Annotated in this window: 17 protein-coding genes; 11 read left to right on the forward strand and 6 right to left on the reverse strand. The window is 74.9% G+C overall.

Annotation, left to right across the window (positions count from 1 at the left end; all coding sequences use genetic code 11):
* Nucleotides 1-14: 14 nt before the first annotated feature.
* Both ACYVLT_RS03920 and ACYVLT_RS03925 read right to left on the reverse strand, forming a co-directional pair.
* Entirely contained in the window at nt 15-1,241 is a 1,227-nt protein-coding gene (locus ACYVLT_RS03920; RefSeq protein ID WP_461118698.1) for a M20 metallopeptidase family protein, read from the reverse strand.
* Nucleotides 1,242-1,287: 46 nt separating this feature from the next.
* Nucleotides 1,288-3,522, reverse strand: a complete 2,235-nt coding sequence (locus ACYVLT_RS03925) for a WD40/YVTN/BNR-like repeat-containing protein (protein ID WP_461118699.1) — start codon at nt 3,520-3,522, stop codon at nt 1,288-1,290.
* 280 nt (nt 3,523-3,802) lie between these two features.
* Between ACYVLT_RS03925 and ACYVLT_RS03930 the strand changes: the two genes are divergently transcribed.
* Entirely contained in the window at nt 3,803-5,710 is a 1,908-nt protein-coding gene (locus tag ACYVLT_RS03930) for a helix-turn-helix domain-containing protein (protein WP_461118700.1), read from the forward strand.
* A gap of 246 nt (nt 5,711-5,956) precedes the next feature.
* On the opposite strand, the gene ACYVLT_RS03935 is transcribed toward ACYVLT_RS03930, so the two are convergent.
* Nucleotides 5,957-7,612, reverse strand: a complete 1,656-nt coding sequence (locus ACYVLT_RS03935; protein WP_461118701.1) for a tannase/feruloyl esterase family alpha/beta hydrolase — start codon at nt 7,610-7,612, stop codon at nt 5,957-5,959.
* 261 nt (nt 7,613-7,873) lie between these two features.
* Between ACYVLT_RS03935 and ACYVLT_RS03940 the strand changes: the two genes are divergently transcribed.
* Nucleotides 7,874-8,707 carry a DMT family protein gene (locus ACYVLT_RS03940; protein WP_461118702.1) on the forward strand — a complete coding sequence of 278 codons (834 nt, stop codon included), beginning with the start codon at nt 7,874-7,876 and terminating at the stop codon, nt 8,705-8,707.
* On the opposite strand, the gene ACYVLT_RS03945 is transcribed toward ACYVLT_RS03940, so the two are convergent.
* Nucleotides 8,697-9,101 carry a hypothetical protein gene (locus ACYVLT_RS03945; protein WP_461118703.1) on the reverse strand — a complete coding sequence of 135 codons (405 nt, stop codon included), beginning with the start codon at nt 9,099-9,101 and terminating at the stop codon, nt 8,697-8,699. The genes ACYVLT_RS03940 and ACYVLT_RS03945 overlap by 11 nt on opposite strands.
* A gap of 78 nt (nt 9,102-9,179) precedes the next feature.
* Nucleotides 9,180-9,356: a hypothetical protein gene (locus tag ACYVLT_RS03950; RefSeq protein ID WP_461118704.1), complete on the reverse strand. Its 177-nt coding sequence runs from the start codon at nt 9,354-9,356 to the stop codon at nt 9,180-9,182.
* Between the two features lie 113 nt (nt 9,357-9,469).
* Between ACYVLT_RS03950 and ACYVLT_RS03955 the strand changes: the two genes are divergently transcribed.
* The gene (locus ACYVLT_RS03955) at nt 9,470-10,306 is read left to right on the forward strand and encodes an NYN domain-containing protein (RefSeq protein ID WP_461118705.1); all 837 of its coding nucleotides are present in this window, start codon (nt 9,470-9,472) and stop codon (nt 10,304-10,306) included.
* A 27-nt stretch (nt 10,307-10,333) separates the two neighbouring features.
* Here the strand turns inward: ACYVLT_RS03955 and ACYVLT_RS03960 are convergent, their stop codons facing one another.
* Nucleotides 10,334-11,134 (reverse strand): AfsR/SARP family transcriptional regulator, encoded by an 801-nt coding sequence (locus ACYVLT_RS03960; protein WP_461118706.1) that lies wholly within the window; start codon nt 11,132-11,134, stop codon nt 10,334-10,336.
* A gap of 344 nt (nt 11,135-11,478) precedes the next feature.
* Between ACYVLT_RS03960 and ACYVLT_RS03965 the strand changes: the two genes are divergently transcribed.
* The 8 genes from ACYVLT_RS03965 to ACYVLT_RS04000 all read left to right on the forward strand — a co-directional run bounded on the left by ACYVLT_RS03965 (nt 11,479) and on the right by ACYVLT_RS04000 (nt 21,826).
* Nucleotides 11,479-11,649: a thiazolylpeptide-type bacteriocin gene (locus ACYVLT_RS03965; protein ID WP_461118707.1), complete on the forward strand. Its 171-nt coding sequence runs from the start codon at nt 11,479-11,481 to the stop codon at nt 11,647-11,649.
* Between the two features lie 71 nt (nt 11,650-11,720).
* Nucleotides 11,721-14,150, forward strand: a complete 2,430-nt coding sequence (locus ACYVLT_RS03970) for a lantibiotic dehydratase (protein ID WP_461118708.1) — start codon at nt 11,721-11,723, stop codon at nt 14,148-14,150.
* Nucleotides 14,147-15,223, forward strand: coding sequence for a hypothetical protein (locus tag ACYVLT_RS03975; RefSeq protein ID WP_461118709.1), 1,077 nt, complete (start codon nt 14,147-14,149; stop codon nt 15,221-15,223). The genes ACYVLT_RS03970 and ACYVLT_RS03975 overlap by 4 nt, the downstream gene beginning before the upstream one ends.
* Nucleotides 15,220-16,971 carry a hypothetical protein gene (locus ACYVLT_RS03980; protein WP_461118710.1) on the forward strand — a complete coding sequence of 584 codons (1,752 nt, stop codon included), beginning with the start codon at nt 15,220-15,222 and terminating at the stop codon, nt 16,969-16,971. The genes ACYVLT_RS03975 and ACYVLT_RS03980 overlap by 4 nt, the downstream gene beginning before the upstream one ends.
* The gene (locus ACYVLT_RS03985) at nt 16,968-18,653 is read left to right on the forward strand and encodes a YcaO-like family protein (protein ID WP_461118711.1); all 1,686 of its coding nucleotides are present in this window, start codon (nt 16,968-16,970) and stop codon (nt 18,651-18,653) included. The genes ACYVLT_RS03980 and ACYVLT_RS03985 overlap by 4 nt, the downstream gene beginning before the upstream one ends.
* The gene (locus ACYVLT_RS03990; protein ID WP_461118712.1) at nt 18,650-19,759 is read left to right on the forward strand and encodes a hypothetical protein; all 1,110 of its coding nucleotides are present in this window, start codon (nt 18,650-18,652) and stop codon (nt 19,757-19,759) included. Before ACYVLT_RS03985 ends, ACYVLT_RS03990 begins: the two co-directional genes overlap by 4 nt.
* A complete protein-coding gene (locus ACYVLT_RS03995) occupies nt 19,756-21,297 on the forward strand; it encodes a thiopeptide-type bacteriocin biosynthesis protein (protein WP_461118713.1) in 1,542 nt (513 codons plus the stop codon). Before ACYVLT_RS03990 ends, ACYVLT_RS03995 begins: the two co-directional genes overlap by 4 nt.
* Nucleotides 21,298-21,439: 142 nt before the next feature.
* Entirely contained in the window at nt 21,440-21,826 is a 387-nt protein-coding gene (locus ACYVLT_RS04000) for a nuclear transport factor 2 family protein (protein ID WP_461118714.1), read from the forward strand.
* The last annotated feature ends 124 nt before the right edge of the window (nt 21,827-21,950 follow it).

The raw sequence follows: 21,950 nt of genomic DNA on the forward strand, positions 1-21,950 counted from the left end.
CGGCGGATCCCGCGTCACAGGACGTCGAGCCGGTGCAGCAGCAGGCCCGCCACGGCGCGGACGCCCACGCCGATGGCCCGTTCGTCGGCGCCGAAGTCCGGCGCGTGCGGCACGCCGTTCAACCCGCGGTCCGGATCGGCCACGCCGAGGTAGAGCATCGCGCCCGGAACCCGGTGCAGGAACAGGGCGAAGTCCTCGCCGTTGAACGGGAACGGGGCGTGCAGCACCTCGACGTCGCTCACCTCGGCCAGGCCGCGCAGGTGCGCCGCGGCCGCGTGGCTGAGCTCCGGCGAGCACACCATCGCGGGGAACGGCGGCCCGGCGAACTCCACCCGCCCTCCCACCGCGCCCGCCAGGCGGCGCACGTCGTCTCGGAGCGCGGGGTACCGGTCGTCGGGCCAGGCCCGCACCGCGAACCGGACCCGCACCGCGCCGTCGACGTCGGGCCCGACCTGCGCCCCGGCGGAGACGAACCGCGCCATCGGACCGCCCGGGGTCCGCATGTCGTCGAGCATCCGGGCGAACTCCTCCGGGGTGCCGGGCCGGTGGACGGTGGACAGCCCTTCGATCGCGGCGCGCAGGCGCTCACCGGTGGCGGCGGCGTCCGGTCCGGGCACGTCGACGTGCCCGAGGTCGAGGCCGGGCAACCCGTTGCCGGGCATGATCGCGAACGAGCCGACCGGCAGCGGTGCGCAGTGCAGGGCGTACACCTCGTCCGGCGTCACCTGGTCGAGGGCGCCCGCGTCGAGCATCGCGCGGGCGCCCCGCAACGTCTCCTCGGCCGGTTGGAACACGAACACCACCCGCCCGTCGACCCGCTCCCGCGACCGGGCGAGCACCTGGGCCACGCCCACGCCGATCGCGGTGTGCAGGTCATGGCCGCACAGGTGCGCCGCACCGGGTACTCGCGAGGCGAACTCCCAGCCGGGGTGCTCGTCGGCGGCGACCGCGTCCATGTCGGCGCGGTAGGCGACGGTGGGGCCCGGACGGGCGCCGTGCAACACCGCCACCACCCCGTGGCCGCCGACACCGGTCGACACCTCCAACCCCGCCGCGCGCAGCCGTCGCGCGACCAGGGCGGCCGTGCGGCTCTCGGCACCGGCCAACTCCGGCCACCGGTGCAGGTCCCGCCGCAACGCGATCAGGTCGGCGTCGAACCCGTCGGCGTCGAACCCGTCGGCGTCGGAGCGGTCGGTGTCGAGTCGGTCGGTGTGGAACCGGTCGGGTCCGGGCACGGTCATGCGCTGCACGGTACAAAACCCAGCCGGGCCGCGGCGGCCGATCCGATCAGGGCACGATCGTCTCGTAGATCCCCCGGCCGAAGGTCGCCGCGACGAGCCGGTGGTGCCGGCCGTCGTACTCGATGTCGTCCACCGCGACCCGGGGCAGGCCGTGGCCCAGCCGCAGCCAGTGACCTGGCGCGATCGCGTTGCCGGCGAACACGCCCTGGTCCGTGGCCACGTACAGCTGTCCCCCACGCCCGAGCACGACGTCGTTGACCGGGGCCGACGGCAGGTTGCCCGAGATGTCGGCCCACCGGGCGCCCGCCGAGCGGGTGGCCAGCACGTGGGGCTGCGACGATCCGGACCGGTAGCCCGACAACGTCACGTACGCCGTCGCCGGGTCGCGTTCGGACACCGCGATCCGGGTCACCCACGGTTGGCCGTCGAGCACCTTCGCCCACGTGGCGCCCAGGTCGCGGGTGAGCCACACCCGGCCGTCGTCGGTGCCGACCCAGATCGTGCGCGGGTCCGACGGCGCGGCGGCCACCGTGGTGATCGTGCCGTACGGGTAGGTGTCCTGGCCGGGTCCGCCGGTCAGGTCGGGGCTGATGGGCGTCCAGGTGACGCCGTTGTCGGTCGACCGGTTGAGCCGGTTCCCGCCGTAGTACAGGACGTTCGGGTCCGACGGGTCGAACTGCACGGGGGTGAACCAGTTGCGCCGGTCGGCGGTGGTGGCCGGGGTGAAGTACGCCATCGTCGTGCCGCCGTCGGTGGACCGGAAGCAGTTGCCGTACTGGTAGCAGGCGAAGACGTTCTCCTTGTCCCGCGGGTTGATGATGTTCTCCTCGCCGTCGCCCCCGAGGTACTCGTTGAACGCCGGTCCGCCCCACGACCGCAGCGACCCGTTGTCCTGGGTGCCGCCGGAGACCCTGGTGACGTCCTGCGGGCTGATCGCCACGCTGTAGAACTGCGTCCACGGCTCGTGCTCGGCCTTGACCCAGCCGCCGTCACCGTCGGCGTCCGACCGGTACACGCCGCCGTCGTTGCCCAGGTAGACCCGGGCCGGGTAGCGGGGGTCCCAGACCATGGCGTGGTGGTCGACGTGGATCGAGGCGGCGTCCGCGGTCCAGGTCGCGCCGCCGTCCTTCGAGGTCAGCAGCGGGACGCCGGCCACGTGCACGTGCCGGGAGTCGTCCGGGTCGACCCACACCTTGCCGAACCACCAGCCGAACGTCGACTGCGACGACCTCAGCACGTCCGGCTCGGGCAGCCGCGTCCAGGTGTCGCCGGCGTCGGCCGAGGTGTAGAAGCCGGCGAACGGGCCGGCGGTGCTGTTGACGATCGCGTACAGCCTGCCCGGCTCGGCGGCCGAGACGCCGATGCCGATCCGGCCGACGTCGGGCCCGGCGGGCGGCAGCCCACCGGCGAGCCGCTGCCAGGTCAGGCCGCCGTCGACCGACCGGTACACGCCGGAGCCCTCGCCGCCGTAGGTCCGCTTGACCGGGGTCCGCCGGTGGTCCCACAGCACGGCGTACACCCGCCGGGGGTCGGTCGGGTCGATCTGCACGTCGACCGCGCCGGTGAACTCGTTCGGCACGTCGAGCACGCGCCGCCAGCCGCCGCCGGCGTCGGTGGACAGGTACACGCCCCGGTCGCCACCGGGGCTGTACAGCGACCCGTTGGCGGCGACGAACACCCGGCTCGGGTCGGCCGCGTCGATCGCGATGCCGCCGATGGCGCCGGAGTCGCGCAGGCCGGTGTTGCGCCAGGTCGCTCCGCCGTCGGTGGAGCGGTACACGCCGGTGCCCTCGTAGGTCACGCTGCCGCCGCCCGGGTTGGCCTCGCCGGTGCCGACGTACAGCGTGCCGTCGGCGGCGGTCGCCACCGCGCCCATCGCCTGGGTCGCGTTGTCCGGCCACGCCGGGGCGAAGGTGCGGCCCGCGTCGGTGGACCGCCAGAGCCCGCCGCTCGCGGCGGCGGCGTAGACGGTGTCGGGCCGGCGCGGGTCCAGCGCCAGGCTCACGATCCGGCCGCCGATGTTCGTCGGGCCGATCGAACGCCACCGCGCGCCGGCGGCGGGGAGTCGGTCGGCCTGGGCGGCGGCGAGGTCGTGCGCGTGCCGCGGGATGGTCTCGCCGCGCAGGGCCTTCTGGAGGAACCGGTGCTCGGCGGGCGCCGAAGGTCCCCGCACCGGGCGGTACTCGCCGGGCTGCCCGGTGCCCGGTGGGTCGGCGAACGCGGACGGCGGTGCGATCAGCACCAGGCAACCGGCGGCGATCAGCAGACGGCGAACTCGCATCGGGAACCCCCAGACGATGAGCGTCGGCACAGCCCGACCCGACGCTAGGGAACCCCGTCCTCCGGCGACACCGATGATCGTCGGCATTTGTTCACAGTGTGATCCCCTGGTGGCGCCGGAGTGGCCCTTGGCGCGCGGTGCTGTTCGTGGCACCCGTTCATCCGCGAATCCTGTGTGGGTCACCCACATGTACCAGGGGTGGGGCGTTCTCTAGCTTGTGGGAACCACAAGCTCGGCCGCACTCGGCGACGACGTCGGGCGGGGAGGGGAACTGACCGCCGTGGGTGACCCCTCGTTCCTCCAGTTGCTGCTCGACGCCGCCGACGTGGGCGACTTCGACGCGCCGCTCGCGTCGGCACGCTCGCGCGGCGAGGAACCCGAACGACTGGCGGAGCTCGAACGGGAACGCACGCGGGCGTTGCGGCTGCGCGAGGTCCTGATCGGGCACCGCCGCAACGAGGACGAGCTCCAGCTGCTCAACGACACCGCGAACGACCTGGCCGCGCTGCACGAGCTGGACGCCGTGCTGCAAGCCATCTCCGACCGGGCGCGCAGGTTGCTGGACTGCGACCTGGCCTACGTCAGCCTGAGCGACGAGGACCGCGGCGACAGCTACGTCAAGGCCGCAGCCGGGAACGTCTCCAGGCTCTTGCGCGGGTTGCGCCTGCCGCGCGGGACCGGCGTGGGTGGAATGGTCGCGCGCACGGGTGAGCCGTACGGCGTGCTCTGCTACGCCGAGACCCCGACGATCGTGCACACGCCGGAGATCGACGGCGCGGTCGCCGCCGAGGGGATGCGGTCGCTGCTGGGCGTGCCGGTGAAGCTGCGGCAGCGGGTCATCGGCGTGCTGATGGCCGCGCACCGCAGCACGCGCACGTTCGGCGCCCAGGACGTCAGCGTCCTGGCGATGCTCGCCGCGCACGCGGCGGTGGCCATCGAGAACGCGCGGCTGCCGGCCGAGGCGCAGGCGGCGGTGGCGGACCTGCGGGTCGCCAACGACACCAACCGCACCCACGCGAGCGACCTGGAACGCACCGCCGAGGTGCACGGCCGGCTCACCCGGCTGGCGCCGCACGGCAAGGGCGTCGACCACGTGGTGGAGGCGGTGGCCGACTCCCTCGAACGCGGCGTGGCGCTGCTGGACGAGGACGGCGTGGTGGTCACCGCCTCGGGTGACGCACGGGCGTCGCACGCGGACGACCTCGCGGCGGCGGGCAGGCAGGCGCGGGAGTCCGGCCGCACGGTCGTCCGGGACGACCTGTGCGCGGTGCCGATGATCACCGAGTCGGAGTTCCTCGGCACGGTGGTGTCGACCGGCGCCGTCGACCTCGGCGACACGGGCAGGCGCACCCTGGAGGGCGCCGCGCTGGTGGCCTCGCTGGTGCTGGTGTCGCGCAGGCGGATGGCCGAGGTCGAGGCGCGGACGCGCGGTGAGCTGCTCGAAGACTTGCTCACCACCTCGCCGAGGGAGCACGACCTGCTGCGCCACCGGGCGTCGCTGCTCGGGGTGGACCTCGACGTCCCGCACGTCGTGGTGGCCGCCCGGATCGACGAGGACCGGCGCAGCCGGGTGCACAGCGCCGCGACGGCGTTCGCGCGGCGGTCCGGCGGCCTGGCGACCTGCCGCAAGGACGAGGTCGTGCTCCTGGTCCCCGGCTCGGACGCGGGCCGGACGGCGGCCGACGCGGTGCGCGACCTGACCCGCGCGGGCTCGCGTCCGGTGACCGCGGGCGGGGCCGGGGCGTCGGGCAGCGCCTCGATCCCCGACGCCTACGGTGAAGCGGCCACGTGCCTGCGGGCGCTGCCGGCGCTGGGCCGGGTCGGCGAGGCCACCGACGCGACCGCGTTGGGCTCCGTGGGCATCCTCTTCGCGGCCAAGGCGGACATCGGCTCGTTCATCCACTCGGTGATCGGCACGCTGATCGACTACGACGACACCCGCGGCACCGACCTGGTGCGCACCCTCGACGCGTTGTGCGCGACCGGCCGGAGCGTCACCAACACCGCCCAGACGCTGCTCCTGCACGTCAACACGGTGGCCCAGCGGCCGGCCCAGATCGGCCAACTGCTCGGCGAGTCGTGGCGCGAACCCGAGCGGCTGCCGGAGATCCAGATCGCGCTGCGGCTCCTGCGCGTCGGCGGGCGGCAGGCGCGCCACCCCGGTCCCACCGAGGTCCACGCGCGATGAACCCCGACCCACACCGGCACGCCGCCGGCGCGCGGACGCCGGCGCCGGACCCGACGTGGTCCGGCGACCGCGCCACCGGTTGCGACTACGCTTCCCGACGGCTCACGAGCGGGGTCCGCGGCCCGGACCCCGCCGACTTCGGTGTCGTCTGGGCGAACATGCGACGCGGGCACCGCGTCGGCGAGCTGCGCGCGCTGCCCGACCTCGCCGACGCCTTCGAGGACTGGCTGGCGGAGGCACGCCTGGTCAACGCCCCGCCTTGGTGCAGGCGAAACCACGCGCGGAGTCCGGATCGCCGACGCCGGTGTACCGCGGCCAGGCCGGCCACTCGCACAGCGGCCGGGTCCGACCGGACGTGGCGGCGTTCTTGTCGGTGACCACCTGGTGGCGCGGCGCCCGGTGGTGTTCCACCCAGTTCTCCAGGGCGGTCAACGAGTCCCAGCCGGCCGCGAACGCGGGCGTCACGTTCGCGTGGTTGGCTCCCGGCACCGGGTAGAACCTGGCGAACCCCCGCACCGCGCCCTTGCCCGCGGTCCTCTCCACCCGGCCGAAGTAGTCCACTGTGGAGCGGTGGCTGACCAGCTCGTCCGCCGTGCCGTGCACGAGGAGCAGCTTCCCGCCGGCCCGCGCGAACGGCCGCAGGTCGGGGTCGTTGACGTCCTGCGAGGCCGACAGCTCGCTGATGCGCTGCTGCCACCGACCGGGGCGCAGGGGGTCGACGGCGAGCGGGTCGTGCCCCGGATCGCGGGTCACGAAGTACTTCACCCACTGGTCCCAGAACTGCACGCCGTACCCGCTGGTCCTGGGCATCGGGTTGGCGGGCGCGTCGGCACCCGTGCCCAGCAGCGTTGTGGTCATGCTCGCACCGGACAGGAACGGGAAACCCGGGTACCCGGTCTCGCCTCTGGCGATGGCGTGGTCCCACCGCAGCGGCGACGACAACGCCTCGACGGCGTGGACCTGCGCGTCGGACAGGCACGTGTCGCCGAGGTCGACGCCGTCGGGGCAGCGCAGCGAGCGCGGGTCGAAGGCGCAGCTCGCCTCGTAAGACACCACGCCGTCGCCCAGCCCGTCGTCGCCGTCGCACGCCCGCACCACGGCGCGGTGCAGCAGCGCCTGCTTCGCCGGTCCCGGGAAGGCGCCGGGTCGGGACAGCACCCGCGCCTCGTGGCCGAAGAACAGGTCGAGGTTCGCCGCGTTCCACGCCGGGTAGGCCGAGATCACGCCGTCGAAGTCGGTCGGCCGGCGCTGGGCGACGGCCAGCGCCTCCCGTCCGCCGCTCGACCCGCCGACGACGTAGGCGTGCACCGGGCGCGCGCCGGAGTAGTGCCGGGCGAGGACGAACACCGCCGCGTCGCGGGTCTTCTCCAACGCGTCACCGGCGAAGTTGCGCAGCGCCTCGTCGTTGACGGCGAAGGAGCCGTCCAGGGACTTGGCGGGCACGAATGCCGGGTCGGCCTGGTGGCCGGAGTCGCTCGCGAACGTGGCGTACCCGCAGGCCGGCGGCACCGGCCGGTCGGCGGGCCCGAACGGGACGTTGCCCGCGACGTCGGGGATGGTGCCGTCGTACCCGCCGCCGCCGAACATCACCACCTTGTGGTTCCACCGGGTCGGCAGGGCGACGCGGAGCAGGATGTCGGGCGCGGCCGGGTCCACCGGGTGGACGGCGGCCTCGACCAGGCAGTGCTCGCCGATCGCGGTCGTGCCCTGCCCCGACGGCGGGGCCGACCGGGCCGCGGTGATCGTGCCGCCCGTGGTCGGCAGACCGATCGCCGACGCCGGGATCGACGCACCGGACAGCCGCGTGCAGTCCGCCACCGCCGATCCCGCGTGCGCGGGCGACGCGACCGGCGCGACGACGATCGCCGCCACCAGTGCCGGCACGGTGATGGCTCTTCTCATGGCCACCCTCCATCACCCGCACCCGATGCGGGAAGACGAACGGTAGGCAGGTGTGCCGTGCGTCACCATGTGTCGGGCGCACACCGACCGCGCGGCGCGGCTGTGCTCGTAGCACGGTCAACAGGTGTGCGGGGGTCAGTCCCGTGGACCGATCGGCTGGGGGTGTCGTCCCGCCGAACGGCGACGGTTGGTCGCCGACAGTCACCTGGTCGTCACTTCGCGTCGCGACACGCGGACCTCGTTGCGACCTACTCTGGTCCAGTGGGGATCGCGATCCTGTGCGCGCTGCTGGGTGCGGTGTTGAGCGCCGTGGGTGCCGCCCTGCAACACGCGGGCGTCCGGGACGTCGGTGAGCTCACGGTGCGCCGGTTCACCCGGTTGGCCGGCAACCGGCGGTGGCTGCTCGGCTTCTCGGTGCTGGTCGTCGCCGCCGTGCTGCAGATCCTGGCCCTGGCGTTGGCGCCGGTGACGGTCGTGGCACCGCTCGCCGTGCTGTCCCTGCCGATCATCGCGGCCATCGGCGTCCGGCACGTCACCCGGGGGTTCGCGGTGGCCGTGATGGCGGCCACGGGCGGGGTGGCCACGTTCGTCGCGATCGCCGCGCGTTCCGCGGTGACCGTCGACGTGCCGGCCGAGGTGGCGTTGCGGGCCGGTCAGGTGGTGGCCGCCGTGGTCTGCGTGTTCGTGCTCGTCGGCGCGTTCCGGAAGGGGACGGCGCGCGCCCTCGCGCTCGCCGCCGGTGCGGGCGCCGCGTACGGGCTGGTCGCGGTGCTGGTGCGGGACGTGGCGACCGCGCTGCCACGGCTGCCGTGGGTGTCGTTCGTCGGGCTGGCGCTGGCGTTCCTGGTCGGCGCCTCGTTGATCCAACTGGGGTACGCCAGCGGGCCCGCGGACCTCGTGGTGGCAGGTCAGACGGTGGTGAACCCGATCGTCGCGGCGTGGATCGGGATGGTGCTGCTCGACGAGACGCCCGGCGCCGGGGGCGGCACGCTGATCGCCCTGGTGACCAGCGCCGTCGTGTCGCTGAGCGGCATCGCGTTCATCGCGCGGTTCCACCGCCGTCGCCTGGCGGAGCAGTCGGCGGTCAGTCGGTGAGGACGACGTCCTGGTGGTAGTCGTGGCACACGGTGTGCAGGCGCGGCGGTGACCGCCACAACGTCACCGAGCAGTGGCGCCACTGGAGCGGGTACGCGGTCGCGCCCAGCGGTGCGAGGGAGGAGACCGTCGTCTCGCCGCACGGCGCGGAGACCTTCCCGTAGTGGGAGCCCCACTTGTACTCGACGTACCGCATCGGCGGGCAGTCGCCGACGGTGATCACGAACGAGTTCGGACCGTGCTCGGGGTCCGCGTCACCGGCGTTGTACCGGATTTCGAGGGTGCCCAGGGCGTTCGGCGGGGCCGCGGTGGCGGTCGCGGCGGTAGCGGTGGTCGGGGCGATGACCAGGACGGCGAGTGCGGCGAATAATCGGACCAGTCGGCTTGGCGACACCAAGGCCTCCTCGGGGTGGTCGGGTAACGCGGACCGAATGCCCGATCCGCCCGACCTCCACACCTCCCGGGCCCGGTATCAGTCCGGGTCCATCCCCCCGTCGCCCGCACGGCCCTCGGGTGTCGACTCGTCCGGTGTCGTGGCGGAGGAACCCCGCTGCTCGTCGGCGAACGTCGGCCGCGAGTGCTCGTCGGCGAAGTCCGGCTCCTCCTCCATGGCCGCCGCGGTGACGGGGTCGGGTTCCGGAGTGCTCACGTGTGCCGTCCTTCCCCGGAGCGCCCCCGGGTCCACCGGACCGGGCCCTCCGAACGGGTGGTGCCAGCCATGGTGTATCCCTTCGTGGGCAGCCCAAACCAGCAGGGGAGATCGTGCGCATCGGTGTGTTCTACGACGGAACGTGGTTCGCGTACCTGAGCGATTTCTACGCGACCGCGCACCCGCGGGCGGCCCGGATCGCGCTGGACGGCTTCCACGACGCCCTGCGCTGGCACCTCCACACCGTGACCGGGCGCGCGCTGGACGAGTGCGTGGTGCACGAGGCGCACTACGTGCGCGGCCGCATCGACACCCCGGCCAGGTCCTTCGACGCCGCCCTGGCCGCCGCCGGGGTCGTCCGGCACGACCTCCCGCTGCACGGCGGCAAGGAGAAGGGCGCCGACGTCCACTTCGCGCTCGAAGTGTGGGAGCGCGCCACCACCGCGCCGCTGGAGTGGGTCGTGCTGGTCACCGGCGACGCCGACTTCACCCCGCTGGCCACCCGGCTGAGGGCTCGTGACGTGGGCGTGGTCGTGCCGGTGGTCGACATCCGGGCGGCTCCGGGCGCACCGCCGCCCTCGTGGACACCGCGCACCGCCGCGCCGCTGCGGGCCGCGGCGACCCTGACGCCCGGGTTCGACGACCTGTTCGCGCCCGCCGACCGCCCGGACTACCCGCTCGCGCGTCCCTTCGTGCGGTCGAGCGAGGCCGTGGCCTCCCCCGTCGGCTCGCCGCGCGGCCGCCGGCGCGGCACCGTGACCGGGTGGCGGGCCGGGCAGGCGCACGGCTTCATCACCGACGCGCGCGGCGGCTCGTGGTTCGCCTCCCGGGACGACCTGCCCGAGGGGTGGACCACGCTGCCCACCGGGACGCCGGTGTCGTTCACCGGATCACCCATGCCGGCACCGGGCCACAAGTACCCGCGGGCGCAGTCCATCCAGCCCGAGTGACCGGATCGCCACCGCCGGCGGGCGCGGTCAGGCGTTGCCGCACAGCCTGTCGAACAACGCCCGCGCCTCACCCCCGGGCCTGATGCCGAGGTCGGCGTCCAGCACCCGCCACAGCCGGCGGTAGACGCCGATCGCGCCCACCCGGTCGCCCAGGTGCGCCAACGCGCGCATCAGCAGCACCTGCAACGACTCGCGGGTGGGGTGGGCGGACGCGTGCGGCGCCAGCAGGTCGGCCGCCTCCTCCCACGCGCCGAGCGCGACCTGCGCCGTCGCCAGGTGCTCCACGGCGGCCAGCCTGCGTTCGCGCCACAACGCCGCCACCGCCGTCGCCGGTCCGGACGGCACCAGCCCCACCAGGCCGTCGACCGGCCACCCGGCCAGCGCGGCGGTCAACGCGGGGACCGCGCCCCGCGGATCGCCCTGCCGCAGCGAGGTCGTGCCGCACCGGAGGAACTCCCCCGCGCACAGCACGTCCACCGCCTCCACGGGCACGTCCAGGCGGTAGCCGTGGCCGACGTGGACGAGCAGGCGGGACACGCCGGGGTTCGCGGTGTCGAGGCAACGGCGCAACCGCGACGCGTACAGCTGGAGGTTCTTGAGCGCGCTGCGCGGTGGTTCCCGCTCCCACAGGTAGTCCATCAGGCGTTCGGTGGACACGGCCGAGCCGGCGTCCAACGCGAGCGCGGCCAACAACGTCCGGGTCTTCACACCGCCTGGCACCACGTGCGGGCCGTCCGGGCCGGTCACCGCCGGGCCACCCCACAGCCGGATGCGGACCGCCTGCCGCGCGCGCGACGCCGAACAGATCGACACCCCGGATCTCGTCACGTCCCAACCCCCATCAGTCACCGCACACGGTAGGTCGTACCCCGAGGTACGCGGCGGGAGGCCGAATGGCGGGGACCGCTGGGCGCGGCAACGCATACCGGACGTATACCGCCAGGTGGGAGCGTGCGCCTCGACACCCGCCCCGTGGGGAGGAACCCGATGGCGCCGCCGCTTTTGATTCGGAGACCCGCAACGCCGCAGGCGTTGCGGTCCGGTCGCCGCGACGGGTCCGGGGACGATCCCGGGACGGGCCGGTCGGCACCAACCCCGACGCGGCGGACGGCACGGGGCGAGCACCGCCCGTTCCGCGCCGCCGCACCACTCCCCGAAAGGACGTGAAACCGATGGACCTGACCTTCGACGACTCGGAGCTCGACCTCGGCGATCTGGCCGTCACCGCGATGCGTGACGCCGTCGCGCTGCCGGAGACCGGCGCCTCGACGGCGGCGTGCTCGTGCAGCAGCACCTCGTGCTGTTGCTGCCAGCAGCCGCACCTGCCGACGGTGCCCCACTAGGTCCGAGTCGAGTCGAGCCGGGAGCGTCCGCGCGCGGACGCTCCCGGTCCCACCACCCACGGGAGCACCGGATGGCCAGTGGCCGCACCACGACCGAGCTCGCGCCGTACGCGCTGGTCCGGGTCGCCGCCCTGGCGCACCCCCGGCCCGCCTCCTCGGACTTCCGCGCCCACCTGGACGCGGTCGTCGCGGCCGAGGCCCGGATCGCGGCACGGGCGCCGGAGCTGGCCGACGCCCTGCACGACAGCGCCGCCGGTCATCCGGCCGAGTTCCACCGAAGGGTGGTGCTGCCGCTGCGCCGTGACGTGCACAACGGCCGCACGCCACGACCGGCGGTGGTGGCGGAACTGGGCACGCTGCCGCAACGGGTGCCGCTGCTGGCGCGCTGGCTGACCGCGCACGAGGAGCTGGCGCGGTCGGCGGAGGCGGCGCTGGCGGCGTGGCCGGACGCCCTGGCCCGGTCCCGCGCGTGGCTCGCCGAGGTCTGCGCGACCGACGAGCTGCGCCGCGCGAGCGTGCTGACCGGCCCCGACCTGCTGCACGGCCTGGACCGCACCGCACGGGGCGGCGGCGCGCCCGACCGCAAGGCGCGCAAGGCCGAACCGACGGTGCTGCGGTACGCGTTGCGTGCGACGTCGAAGACCAGTCCCCTGTCCTGGTACACGCACGTCGGCTGGGGCACGTGGGGCGATGGACCGTGGCCCGCGGTCGAGCCGGTGTCGCGCCCGGCGGTGCACCGCGTCCTGGTGAGCAGGTTGGTCGACGCCCTGGGCGCCGGGCTGCCGCACCGGCTCGCACCGGGTCTGCGCGAACGTGACGGGCGCCTGCTGTTCCGCCGGGACACCCCGGTCGACGGCACCGGTCGCGCCGTCGTGGTCCGGGAGGAGGAGGTGGACGTCGCGGCGACGCGCCCCCTGCGGTTCGTCATCGGGATCGTGCGGTCGGCCGGCGCCGAAGGGCTGCCACCGGACCGGATCGCCGCGGCGCTGGCGGCGAAGCTGACCACGGCCGACGCCGACCGGGCGGCCCGCGGGTTCGTGGCCAAGACCCGCGAGCTGGGTCTGCTCGTGCCGGTGTCCCCGATCCACCCGCAGGACCCGGACGCGGTGGGCTCGCTGGCCTCCTGGCTGGCGCCGACCGACGCCGGCACCGCCCGCCGGCTGACCGCGCTGGCCACGACCACCGCCGCGTTCGCCACCACCGACCCGCCGGCCCGGGTGGCCGTGCTCGCGGAGCTCGCGGCGGGCTGGCGCGAACTCGGCGAGCGGGTCGGCGCGGACCTGACCGGCGTGACGCCGGTGGTGGAGGACGTGGTGCTGCCCGAACCGGTGCCCGTGCCGCCCGGCGCGGTGCCCGCGCTGACCCGGCTCACCCCGCTGCTGGTGGCGTTCGACCAACACGTGCTGCTGCGCGGGTTGATCCGGACCCGGTTCGTGGAGCGATTCGGCGAGGGTGGCGTCGCCGCGCCGGCCGACTGCGCCGAGCCGCTGTCGCGGGCGTGGCAGGAGTCCATGGACCCCTACGGCGTGGACGACCCCGGTGTCCGTGCCGTCATCGAGGCCCGCGACAAGCTCGCCGGGCAGGTGCACGACGGCGTGGTCACCGACGAGGTGCTGGCGTCCGCCGCCGACCTGCTGCCCGGGTGGGCGACCCGCCGCACCGGCTCGTACGGCTTCTTCGCCCAGCCGACGCACGACGGTCGGCTCGTGGTCAACCACGTCTACGCCGGGTTCGGCAAGTTCACCAGCCGCTTCCTCGACCTGCTGCCGGGCGCGCGCGAGGCGGTGACCCGGCAGGTGCGCCGGCACACCACCAACCCGGTGCAGTTCCGCCCGGTGCACGGGTTCAACGCCAACCTGCACCCCCTGCTCGGTGCGCGCGAGGTCGGCGAGGACGCCCGCTGGGCCGACCTGGCCGCCGACGAGCTGGACGTGCGGCACGACCCGGTCACCGACGAGATCCGGGTGACGCACCACGGCGTCCCGCTCGACGTGCTGTACCTGGGTTTCCTGATCCCGGTGGCGTTGCCGGACCGGCAGGTGCCGCTGTACTCCGACCTCGCCTGCGGGTGGGTGGACCTCGACCCGTTGCGCACCGCGACGGTCCACGGCGACGTGACCGCCGGCGGTCGCCTGACCTACGGGGACGTCGTGCTGGCACGCCGGTCCTGGGACTTCACCGTGCCGCCACCGGTCGGCGCGGAGCAGGACGCCGCGCTCGACGTGGCCCGGCTGCGCGCCCGGCTCGGGTTGCCCGAGCACGTCTTCGTCGGGCCCGACCGGGGACCGGAGACGGTCGACGCCTACCGGCGCGCGCTCACCGCGGGCAAGCCTCAGTACGCGGACCTGGGCGACCCGCTGCACCTGCGGTCGCTGCCACGCCTGCTGGCCCGGTTCCCGGACGGCGTGCGGCTCACCGAGGCGCTGCCCGTGCCCGGCGCCGGGTCGCCGGGCGACCGGGTGGTCGAACTGATCGCGGAAACGTACTGGAGGGCCTCGTGACCGACGTCGTCTGCTACTACCACAACCCGGTGAAGGCGCCCCTGCTCCGCGATGCCGTGCTGCCCGCGCTCGCCGAGGCGGAGGGCGCCGGCGCGACCGGGCACGTGGAGCGGCACTGGTTGCACGGGCCGCACGTGCGGGTGCGGCTCGACGGCCCGGCCGAGGCCGCCGAGCTGGTCGCGTCCCGACTGCGCGCCCACCTCGACAACCATCCGTCCACTGTGGACTTCGAACCGGCGGACCTGCTCGCGCAGGCGCGGCGCAACGGGATCGCCGAGCTCGTGCCGCCGCCGTACGAGCCGATCCACCCGGACAACACCGTGGTCGTCGAGCCGACGGACGTCACGGCGCTGCGGCAGCTGCTCGGTTCCGACGAGCTGGTGGACCTGCGCTCGCGGTGCCTGCGGCTCGGCGTGCCCGCGATCGGCGACGCCGTGGCGGTGGACGGCACGAGCCAGTCACGGGTCCGGCTCGCCATGGTCGCGATGACGGCGCACGCGAGCCGGTTCCCGGCGGGCCTGGTCAACGGCTACCACTCGTTCTTGTCGCACCTGGAGGGCTTCCTGCTGCACAACGATCCCGACGGCGTGCTGCGCGGCCGGTTCGACGGCGTGTGGGAGCGCAACACCGACCAGGCGGTGGACACCGTCCGGGGTGTCGCCGAGGGCTCGGTGGCCACGCCGTGGGTGGCGTGGACCGACAGCGTCCGGGCGCTGGTGGAGCAGGCGTTCGACCGCGGCGAGCTGTCCACCACGTACTCGACGCAACTCGGCGAACGCGCCCTGGCGATGGGCGAGGAGGAAGCGATCCGGCGCTGGCACCGCGACCACACCGACCGCGTCAGCGACTACCACGCCCGGTTGCGGGAGGTCGACTTCGACCACCCGAGCTACCAGCGTCCGGTCACCGTGTACCGCTTCGGCACCAACCTGCTCTACCAGTTGCTGGCGGTGTGCGACGTGACGCCCGTGGAGCGCTACCTCGCCGCGAGCCTCGTGGTGCGGGCGGTGCAGCGGATCACCGGCGTCGAGTGGCCGGAGCACGTCGCGCAGATGGTGCAGGTGTCCCGATGACCGGGGTGCTGCTGCGGCTGCGCCCGATCGTGCACGCGACGCCGACCGCGACCGGCCTGCACGTGCGGGGTTGGCGTTCCAGCTTCACGCTCGACGGCGGCAAGGGCCTGTGGACGATCTGGGAGCGCTTGGCCGGGCCGCTGGCCGCGGGCGTGCCGCCCGAGCAGTTGGCGGTGCCGGAGAACGCGCCGGCCGCGGTGGCCCGGGCGTTGGAGCTGCTGATCGGTCAGTTGCGCGAGCACGACATGCTGGTGGAGTCGCCGGTCGAGTGGGGTGGCGCACCGCCGCCCGCGGACATCGCGAGCTGGCTGGACTCCGTTGCGGCGTCGCCGTCGGAGGCCTGGCGGCGGCTGCGGTCGGTGACCGTTTCGGTGGCCGGTGAGGGTGCGTTGGCCGCCGCGGCCCACCGTGCCCTCGTGGCGGCCGGCCTGGAGGTCGGGCCGGTTCGGCCGGGTGCGGGTCTGCTCCTCACCACCGGGGCGCACGCGGTCGCGGCCGGGTGCGCGGCCGACGTCGGTTTCGCGGTCGCGCCGGGCGCGGTCGCCGACGTGCAGGCCGACGCGGGCGCGGTGGCGGACCGGTTGGCCGGTGCGCCGGGCGAACCGCCGGAGGTGTTGGCCGCGCTGGTCGGGTCGGCGGCGGCGCACCGGCTCGTGTGCGCGTTGGGCGGGCTGCCCGACCCGTCCACCGAGGTGGTCGACATGTGGAGCGACGTGCCGCCCACCGGACCGCCGCACCAGGCCGTCCTGGTGGCCCGGGTCGACCCGCTGCACGCCGAGTACCACCCGTGGCTGTCGGAGGTCCGCCCCCGGGAGCCGGGCGGTTCGCTGCTGGACGTGTTGGGCGACCGGGAGTTGGGTCCGGTGGCCACGCCGTTGCCCGGTGAGCTGCCGCAGCTGCCGGTGAAGCTGGCCGCGTCCGGTGACGTGGTCGGCTTCGGCACCACCGAGCACGCCGCCCGGCTGGACGCGCTGCTCCGCGCCGCGCGCCGCCTGGCACCGGAGGGCGTGGTGATCGGCGCGGACCGGGTGCACGCGCTCGGCCTGGCCCTGCGCACGGCGGTCCGGCGGCTCGGCGGCACGCCGGTCGCCGAGCAGGAGTGGTCCACCGACCCCACCGCCCGCCGCTGGTGGAAGGCCGTGACGCTGCGGTTCGCCCTGCCTGCCGCGGTGGAAGTGACCAGACTCGGCCCGCGCGTGGTGCGGGCGGTGGTGCGCGCGGCCGGGGAGGAACTGTCCTGGGCGGTCGAGGCGGACCCGGCGGACGCGGTCGCCTTCGCCGCCCTGGCCGCCGCCGGCCTGGCGCAGTCCGGGCTCGCCGCCGAACAGCCCCCGGCCGAACCTCCAGTACGCCGAGAGCCGACCGTCCCGATCGCCGAGCACACACCGGCCGAACCTCTCGATCGCCCAACGCCGACCGCCCCGACCGCCGAGCACACACCGGCCGAACCCCCCGAACTCCCGACGCCGGCCGAACCCTTCGAACCCCCAGCGCCGACCGGGCGCACGGCGGCACGGGTCACCGAAGCCGTCGTGCTCTCCGGAGCGGCGCCGTTCGCGGAGCCCGATGGTGCGGCCGCGCCGTGGACCAACCGGGACTGGCACTGGCCGTACGGGTTGCGCGATCGCGAGGACGCGTTCCAGGACGACCTGCGGGCGCTGGCGGCCGAGGTGAAGCCGGTGCACCTCGGGCCGGTGCTGGAGGCCGCCGGGTTGGTGGCGTTCGCGGTGCCGGAGGACGGGCGATGACCGTGCGGGTGGTGGAACTGGCCGAGTACGCGGTCGGCGACCTGGCCGGGATCGGCGCGGACGGTCCCGTGCTGCCGGTGCGGTTCGACGGCGCGCTGGTGCTGATCGGGCCGGTGTCGGGCGGGGTGTGCGTGGGCTGCGCCGAGGACGCCCGCCTCGCCACGCTCGGCGCGTCGGTGCCGCGCGGTGATCGGCGGATGCGGGTGGGAGGGTTGGCGTCCCCGGCGCTGCGCCCGTTGATCTCCGCGCTGGTCGACCGGGTGCTGGCCGACCCGGACGCCCACCGCGACGTGGTCCTGGCGCTGCGCACCGACCTGGCGACGGTGGGCGAGCACCGGGTCCGGACCCGGTCCGGTGGTTGCGCCACGTGCGGCCCGATCCCCGACGACTCCGCGCACACCGCGACGGTGGTCCGCGAGCCGGTCCCCGTGGTGCCCGGCACGCTGCGCGGCCCGAACCCGCGCACCGCCGGCGACGCCCTGCACCGCGAGCTGTTCGACCTGCGGCACGGCCCGGTCGGCGGGATGCACCGCATCGGCGACCTCACCGTGGCCGCCGTCAGCGCGGAACTGGTCGGCGGCCAGGCCGGGTTCGGCCGCACCGCCGACTACGCCGAAGCCGAACGCGTCGCGCTGTACGAAGCCGTGGAACGCCACGCGGGCCTGCGACCCCGGCGCGTGACCACAGTCCTGGAAGCGTCCTACGCCGAACTCGGCGACCGCGCGCTGGACCCCACCCGCCTCGGCCTGCCCGACCACGAGTCGCCGCACGTCGTCCCGTTCCACCCCGACGTGCGGACCAGGTGGGTGCACGGCTGGTCCTACACCCGCGCCCGACCGGTCGCGGTGCCCGAGCACGTGGCCTACTGGGGCACCTCGGCGGGGCCGCGGTTCGTCGACGAGACCTCCAACGGGTGCGGCACCGGCAACAGCCTCACCGAAGCGGTGCTCTACGGGTTGTTCGAGGTCGCCGAGCGGGACGCGTTCCTCATGGCCTGGTACGGCCGCGCCCGGCTGCCCCGCCTGCGCGTGCGCGACGAGGTCACCGCGCACATCGCGGACCGGCTGGAACAACTCGGCTTCCGGCTGGAGCTCTACGACGCCACCAACGACCTGGGCGTGCCGTCCGTGCTCTCCCTGGCCCGCGCCGCGCAACCGGGTCTGCCACAGGCGTTCTTCGCCGCCGGCGCCGGGCTCGACCCGGACGCGGCGATGCGCTCGGCGGCGGCCGAGGTCGCGATGGACGTGGAGGCGGGCGCCAAGCGCTACCGCACCGAACCCGACGACTTCGACCCGGACCGGCTGCGGCGGCTGCTGCACGACCCGCGGCTGATCCGGAGCATGGACGACCACGTCAACGTCAACGGCCTGCCCGAGGCCGCCGAGCGGTACGACTTCCTGGACGCGGAGCGGCCCGAGGTGGACCCGGTGGTCCCGGAAGTGCCGCGGGACGACCTGGACGCGTTGCTGGAGCACTACGTGCGGCGGTGGGAGGCGTTGGACCTGGAGGTGATCGCGGTCGACCAGAGCGATCCCGCCGTGCGCGACCGGCTGGGCCTGCACTCGGCGAAGGTCATCGTCCCGGGCGCCGTGCCGATGACGTTCGGCGAGCTGAACCGGCGCACGCACGGCCTGCCGCGGCTGCGCCTGGCCGGTCCACCGCTGCCCCACCCGTTCCCGTGAGCGCGGAGTCCGCGGCCCTGGTCGCCGCCTACACCCACGGACCCGGCCGGGTGGTCGAGCCCGGCACGTCGCCGCGCACGCCCGCGGCGGAGGGACCACGCGTGCCGCTGACGGCGTTGCGGGGCCGTTTCGGCTCGGCGCTGGCGCGGCTGCTGACCGACGTGGCGACACCGCTGCGGTGGGAACCGTGGAACCAGTACAACGACCACCGGGCGTACCCGTCGGCGCGGGCCGCGGCCACCGTCGACCTGGTGGTGGCCGTGGACGGTGAGCGCTGGCCGCTCGATCCCGTGCGGCGGGCGCTGGTCGGCGACCGGGCGCCGGTGGTCGACGGGCCGGTGCGGGTCGAGCTGGTCCGCCGCCGCGACCGGCTCGCCGCCGGTTACCACGACTTCGGTGACGTGCTCACGGAACTGGAGGTGGGGCACGTGGCGGCGGCATTGGTCGAGCACGCGGCACGGCTCGGTCTGGGCGCGCGCGTCTCCGGGCTGACGGTCACCGTGACGTTCGGCGAGGTCGCCGACCCGCCTCCGGTGCCGCCACGCGGTTCGGGGGTGGGTCCGCGCGGCATCGCCGCCGATCCCCGGCCGATGGCCGCCGGTGTGCTGCGCGCGGTCGTGGACGCCGTCGACCACCCGCCGGCGGGGTCGCCGGTGCGCGCCGACCTGAGGCACCGGCTGGCCGTGCGCAACGTCGAGGGCTTCGCCGACGGCTGGTACGCCGTGGCGGGCGGGCCGCGGCTGATCCGGCCGGGACCGGCCGTGCCCGATCTCCAGCCGGTGTTCGGGCACCCGCCCGGCACCATCCACGTCGCCTCGATGAACCTCGCGCTGGTGACGACCGGCGACCCGGCGGCGGCGGTGGCGTCCGACGGTCCGGACGGCTACCGGGCCCTGCTGCGCGCGGCCGGCGCGACCGCCCAGCACGTGTGCACGGCCGTCGCGGGCGCCGGCGCGTTCTGCCGACCGGCCCGCAGCGTCGACGACGGTCCGCTGGAAGCGCTGGTCGGCGCGCCCGCGTCGCACGCGCTGCTCTACCTGCTCGTGATCGGCCGCCCGCGCGGCACGGGCTTCACCTACGACCTCACGCCACTGGAGACGCGATGACGTGGACCAGCCTGCACGTCCGGCTGTCGTGGGCGGTCGAGGACGTCGACTCGTTCATCGCCGACGTCCTCGCGCCGGAGCTGGCCGGGCGCCGCGCGGCGGGGCAGTTCACCGACTGGTTCTACGTGCGGTACTGGGAGGACGGCCCGCACCTGCGCATCCGGCTGCGGGACGCCACCGCGGACCTGACCGGCCCGCTGCGCGACCTGGTGGCGCGGGCGGACCACCCGGTGGTCGTGTCGGCGGACTCCTGGTTGCCGCACGGCGACGTCCGGGAGACGCCGTACGAGCCGGAGGTCGAGCGGTACGGCGGCACCGAGGCGCTGCCGGTTGCCGAGGAGGTGTTCTGCCGCAGCACCGACGTCGCGGTCGCCGTGCTGCGGTCCGCCCGCGCTCCCGGCGCGAAGTTCACCGCCGCCGTGGAGCTGGTGATGGCCACGACGATCGCGTTGAAGCTGGACCGGGTGGAGGCGGCGTCGTGGCTGCGGTCGCTGGCGACGGGGTGGCGGCAGGCGCGCGAGCCGGTCACCCCGCCCGGGCTCGCCTCGCACGTCGCGGCGCGCAGGCTGCACGAGGCCCGTGCGGCCCACCTCGCCACCCGGTGGGACCGGCTCGAAACGCACGCCACGGGCGCCGTGGCGTACTGGGCCGACCAGGTGCGGGCGGACCTGCCGCGGTACGTGTGGGCCTCGCAGCTGCACATGCTGTTCAACCGCCTCGGCCTCGACCCGGAGCAGGAGCGCACCGCGTGCCGGCTGGTGGCGATGACGGCCGAGGCCCCGGACGGGCCCACCCCGTTCCACGAGGACGGCGCGGCGGCGCCCGACCGGCGGTACCTGGCGGCCAGCAGGTTCCACCAGGGGGTGCCGGACCAGGGTCCGCGCGATGCCGCCGTGACGCCGACCGCGACGGCTCCGTGGTGGCCGGACGTGCCGCTGCCCGAGGGCGCGCCCGTGTCCGGTTCGCTGGCCGACGCCCTGCTGACCCGGCACACCGCGCGCGGCGCCGAGGTGTCCGGCCCGCTCGACGCCGGGCGGTTGGCGACCCTGCTGTGGACCGCGCAGGGCGCGCTCGCCGACGGGCGCAGGCCGTACCCGAGCGCGGGCGCGCGGCACAGCGCACGGCTGAGGGTGGTGGCGTGGCGGGTGACCGGCCTGGAGCCGGGGGTGTACGAAGTGGACGAAGCCCGGCGGACGCTGGTCCGCGTCGCCGCCGCACCGCCGGCCGAGGACGTGCGCGGCACCTCGATGTACTTCGGTGCCGGGCCGGACCTGGTCGACCCGGCCGCGATGCCCGCGATGCTGGCGCTCTACACGCGGGTGGGAGCGCTGCGCGAGGCGTACGGCCTGCGGGCGCTGCGGTTGGCGTTCACCGAGGCGGGCCACCTGGCCCAGAACCTCGCGCTGGTCGCCGCGTCCGCGGGGCTCGCGCTGGGCCTGATCGGCGGGTTCTACGACGACGCGGCGCACGACGTGCTGTGCCTGGACGGCGTCCAGGACGCGCTGGTCTACCTGATGCCGCTGGCCTCGGTCGGCTGACCGACCGTCCCACGAGGCGGGAGCACCCGGGAGACCGGCCGCTGCGACCCGCGCGGGGGTTCGTGATACCGCAGCGATAACGATCATTGATCACCGTGGGAAAGGGTGGGAGGCACACGGAGGTCTACGGAGGGACAGGGACATGGGGGCGAACGGGCCGCGGGGTGGCGGACGACCCGGCGACGTGGTGACGACCGTGGGGGTCGAGCACGTCCGGTTGAGCTACGAGTACCTCGACCGGCGGGACATGGACGGGTACGGCTCGCTGTTCGACGCCGACGCGGAGCTGTGCGCGCCAGGCGCCGGCGTGGTGCGCGGGCGGGCCAGGATCGAGTCCTACCAGGCCGAACGCGCGGTCGACGGTGACCGGCACGTGGTCGAGGAGGTGTTCTCCGCGCCCGGCCGGGTGGTCGTGGTCGGGCGGGTGACGGGCGCCGGGCGCGAGGTGGAGTTCGTCGACCTGTTCACGCTCACCGAGCACGGCCTGCTCCGGTCGCAGAAGTCGTTCTTCTTCGCGGCGCCCGCCTGACGGCCCGGCGTCCCTCCGATCGACGTGCGCCGAATGACCGGTGCGAACCCGGCTTACGGGTGTGTGCGGGCGCGGTGACCACCGGTTATCTTCGTTTCGGGGATCGATGCAAGTGGGAGCAGCC

This window comes from Saccharothrix stipae, assembly GCF_054781895.1.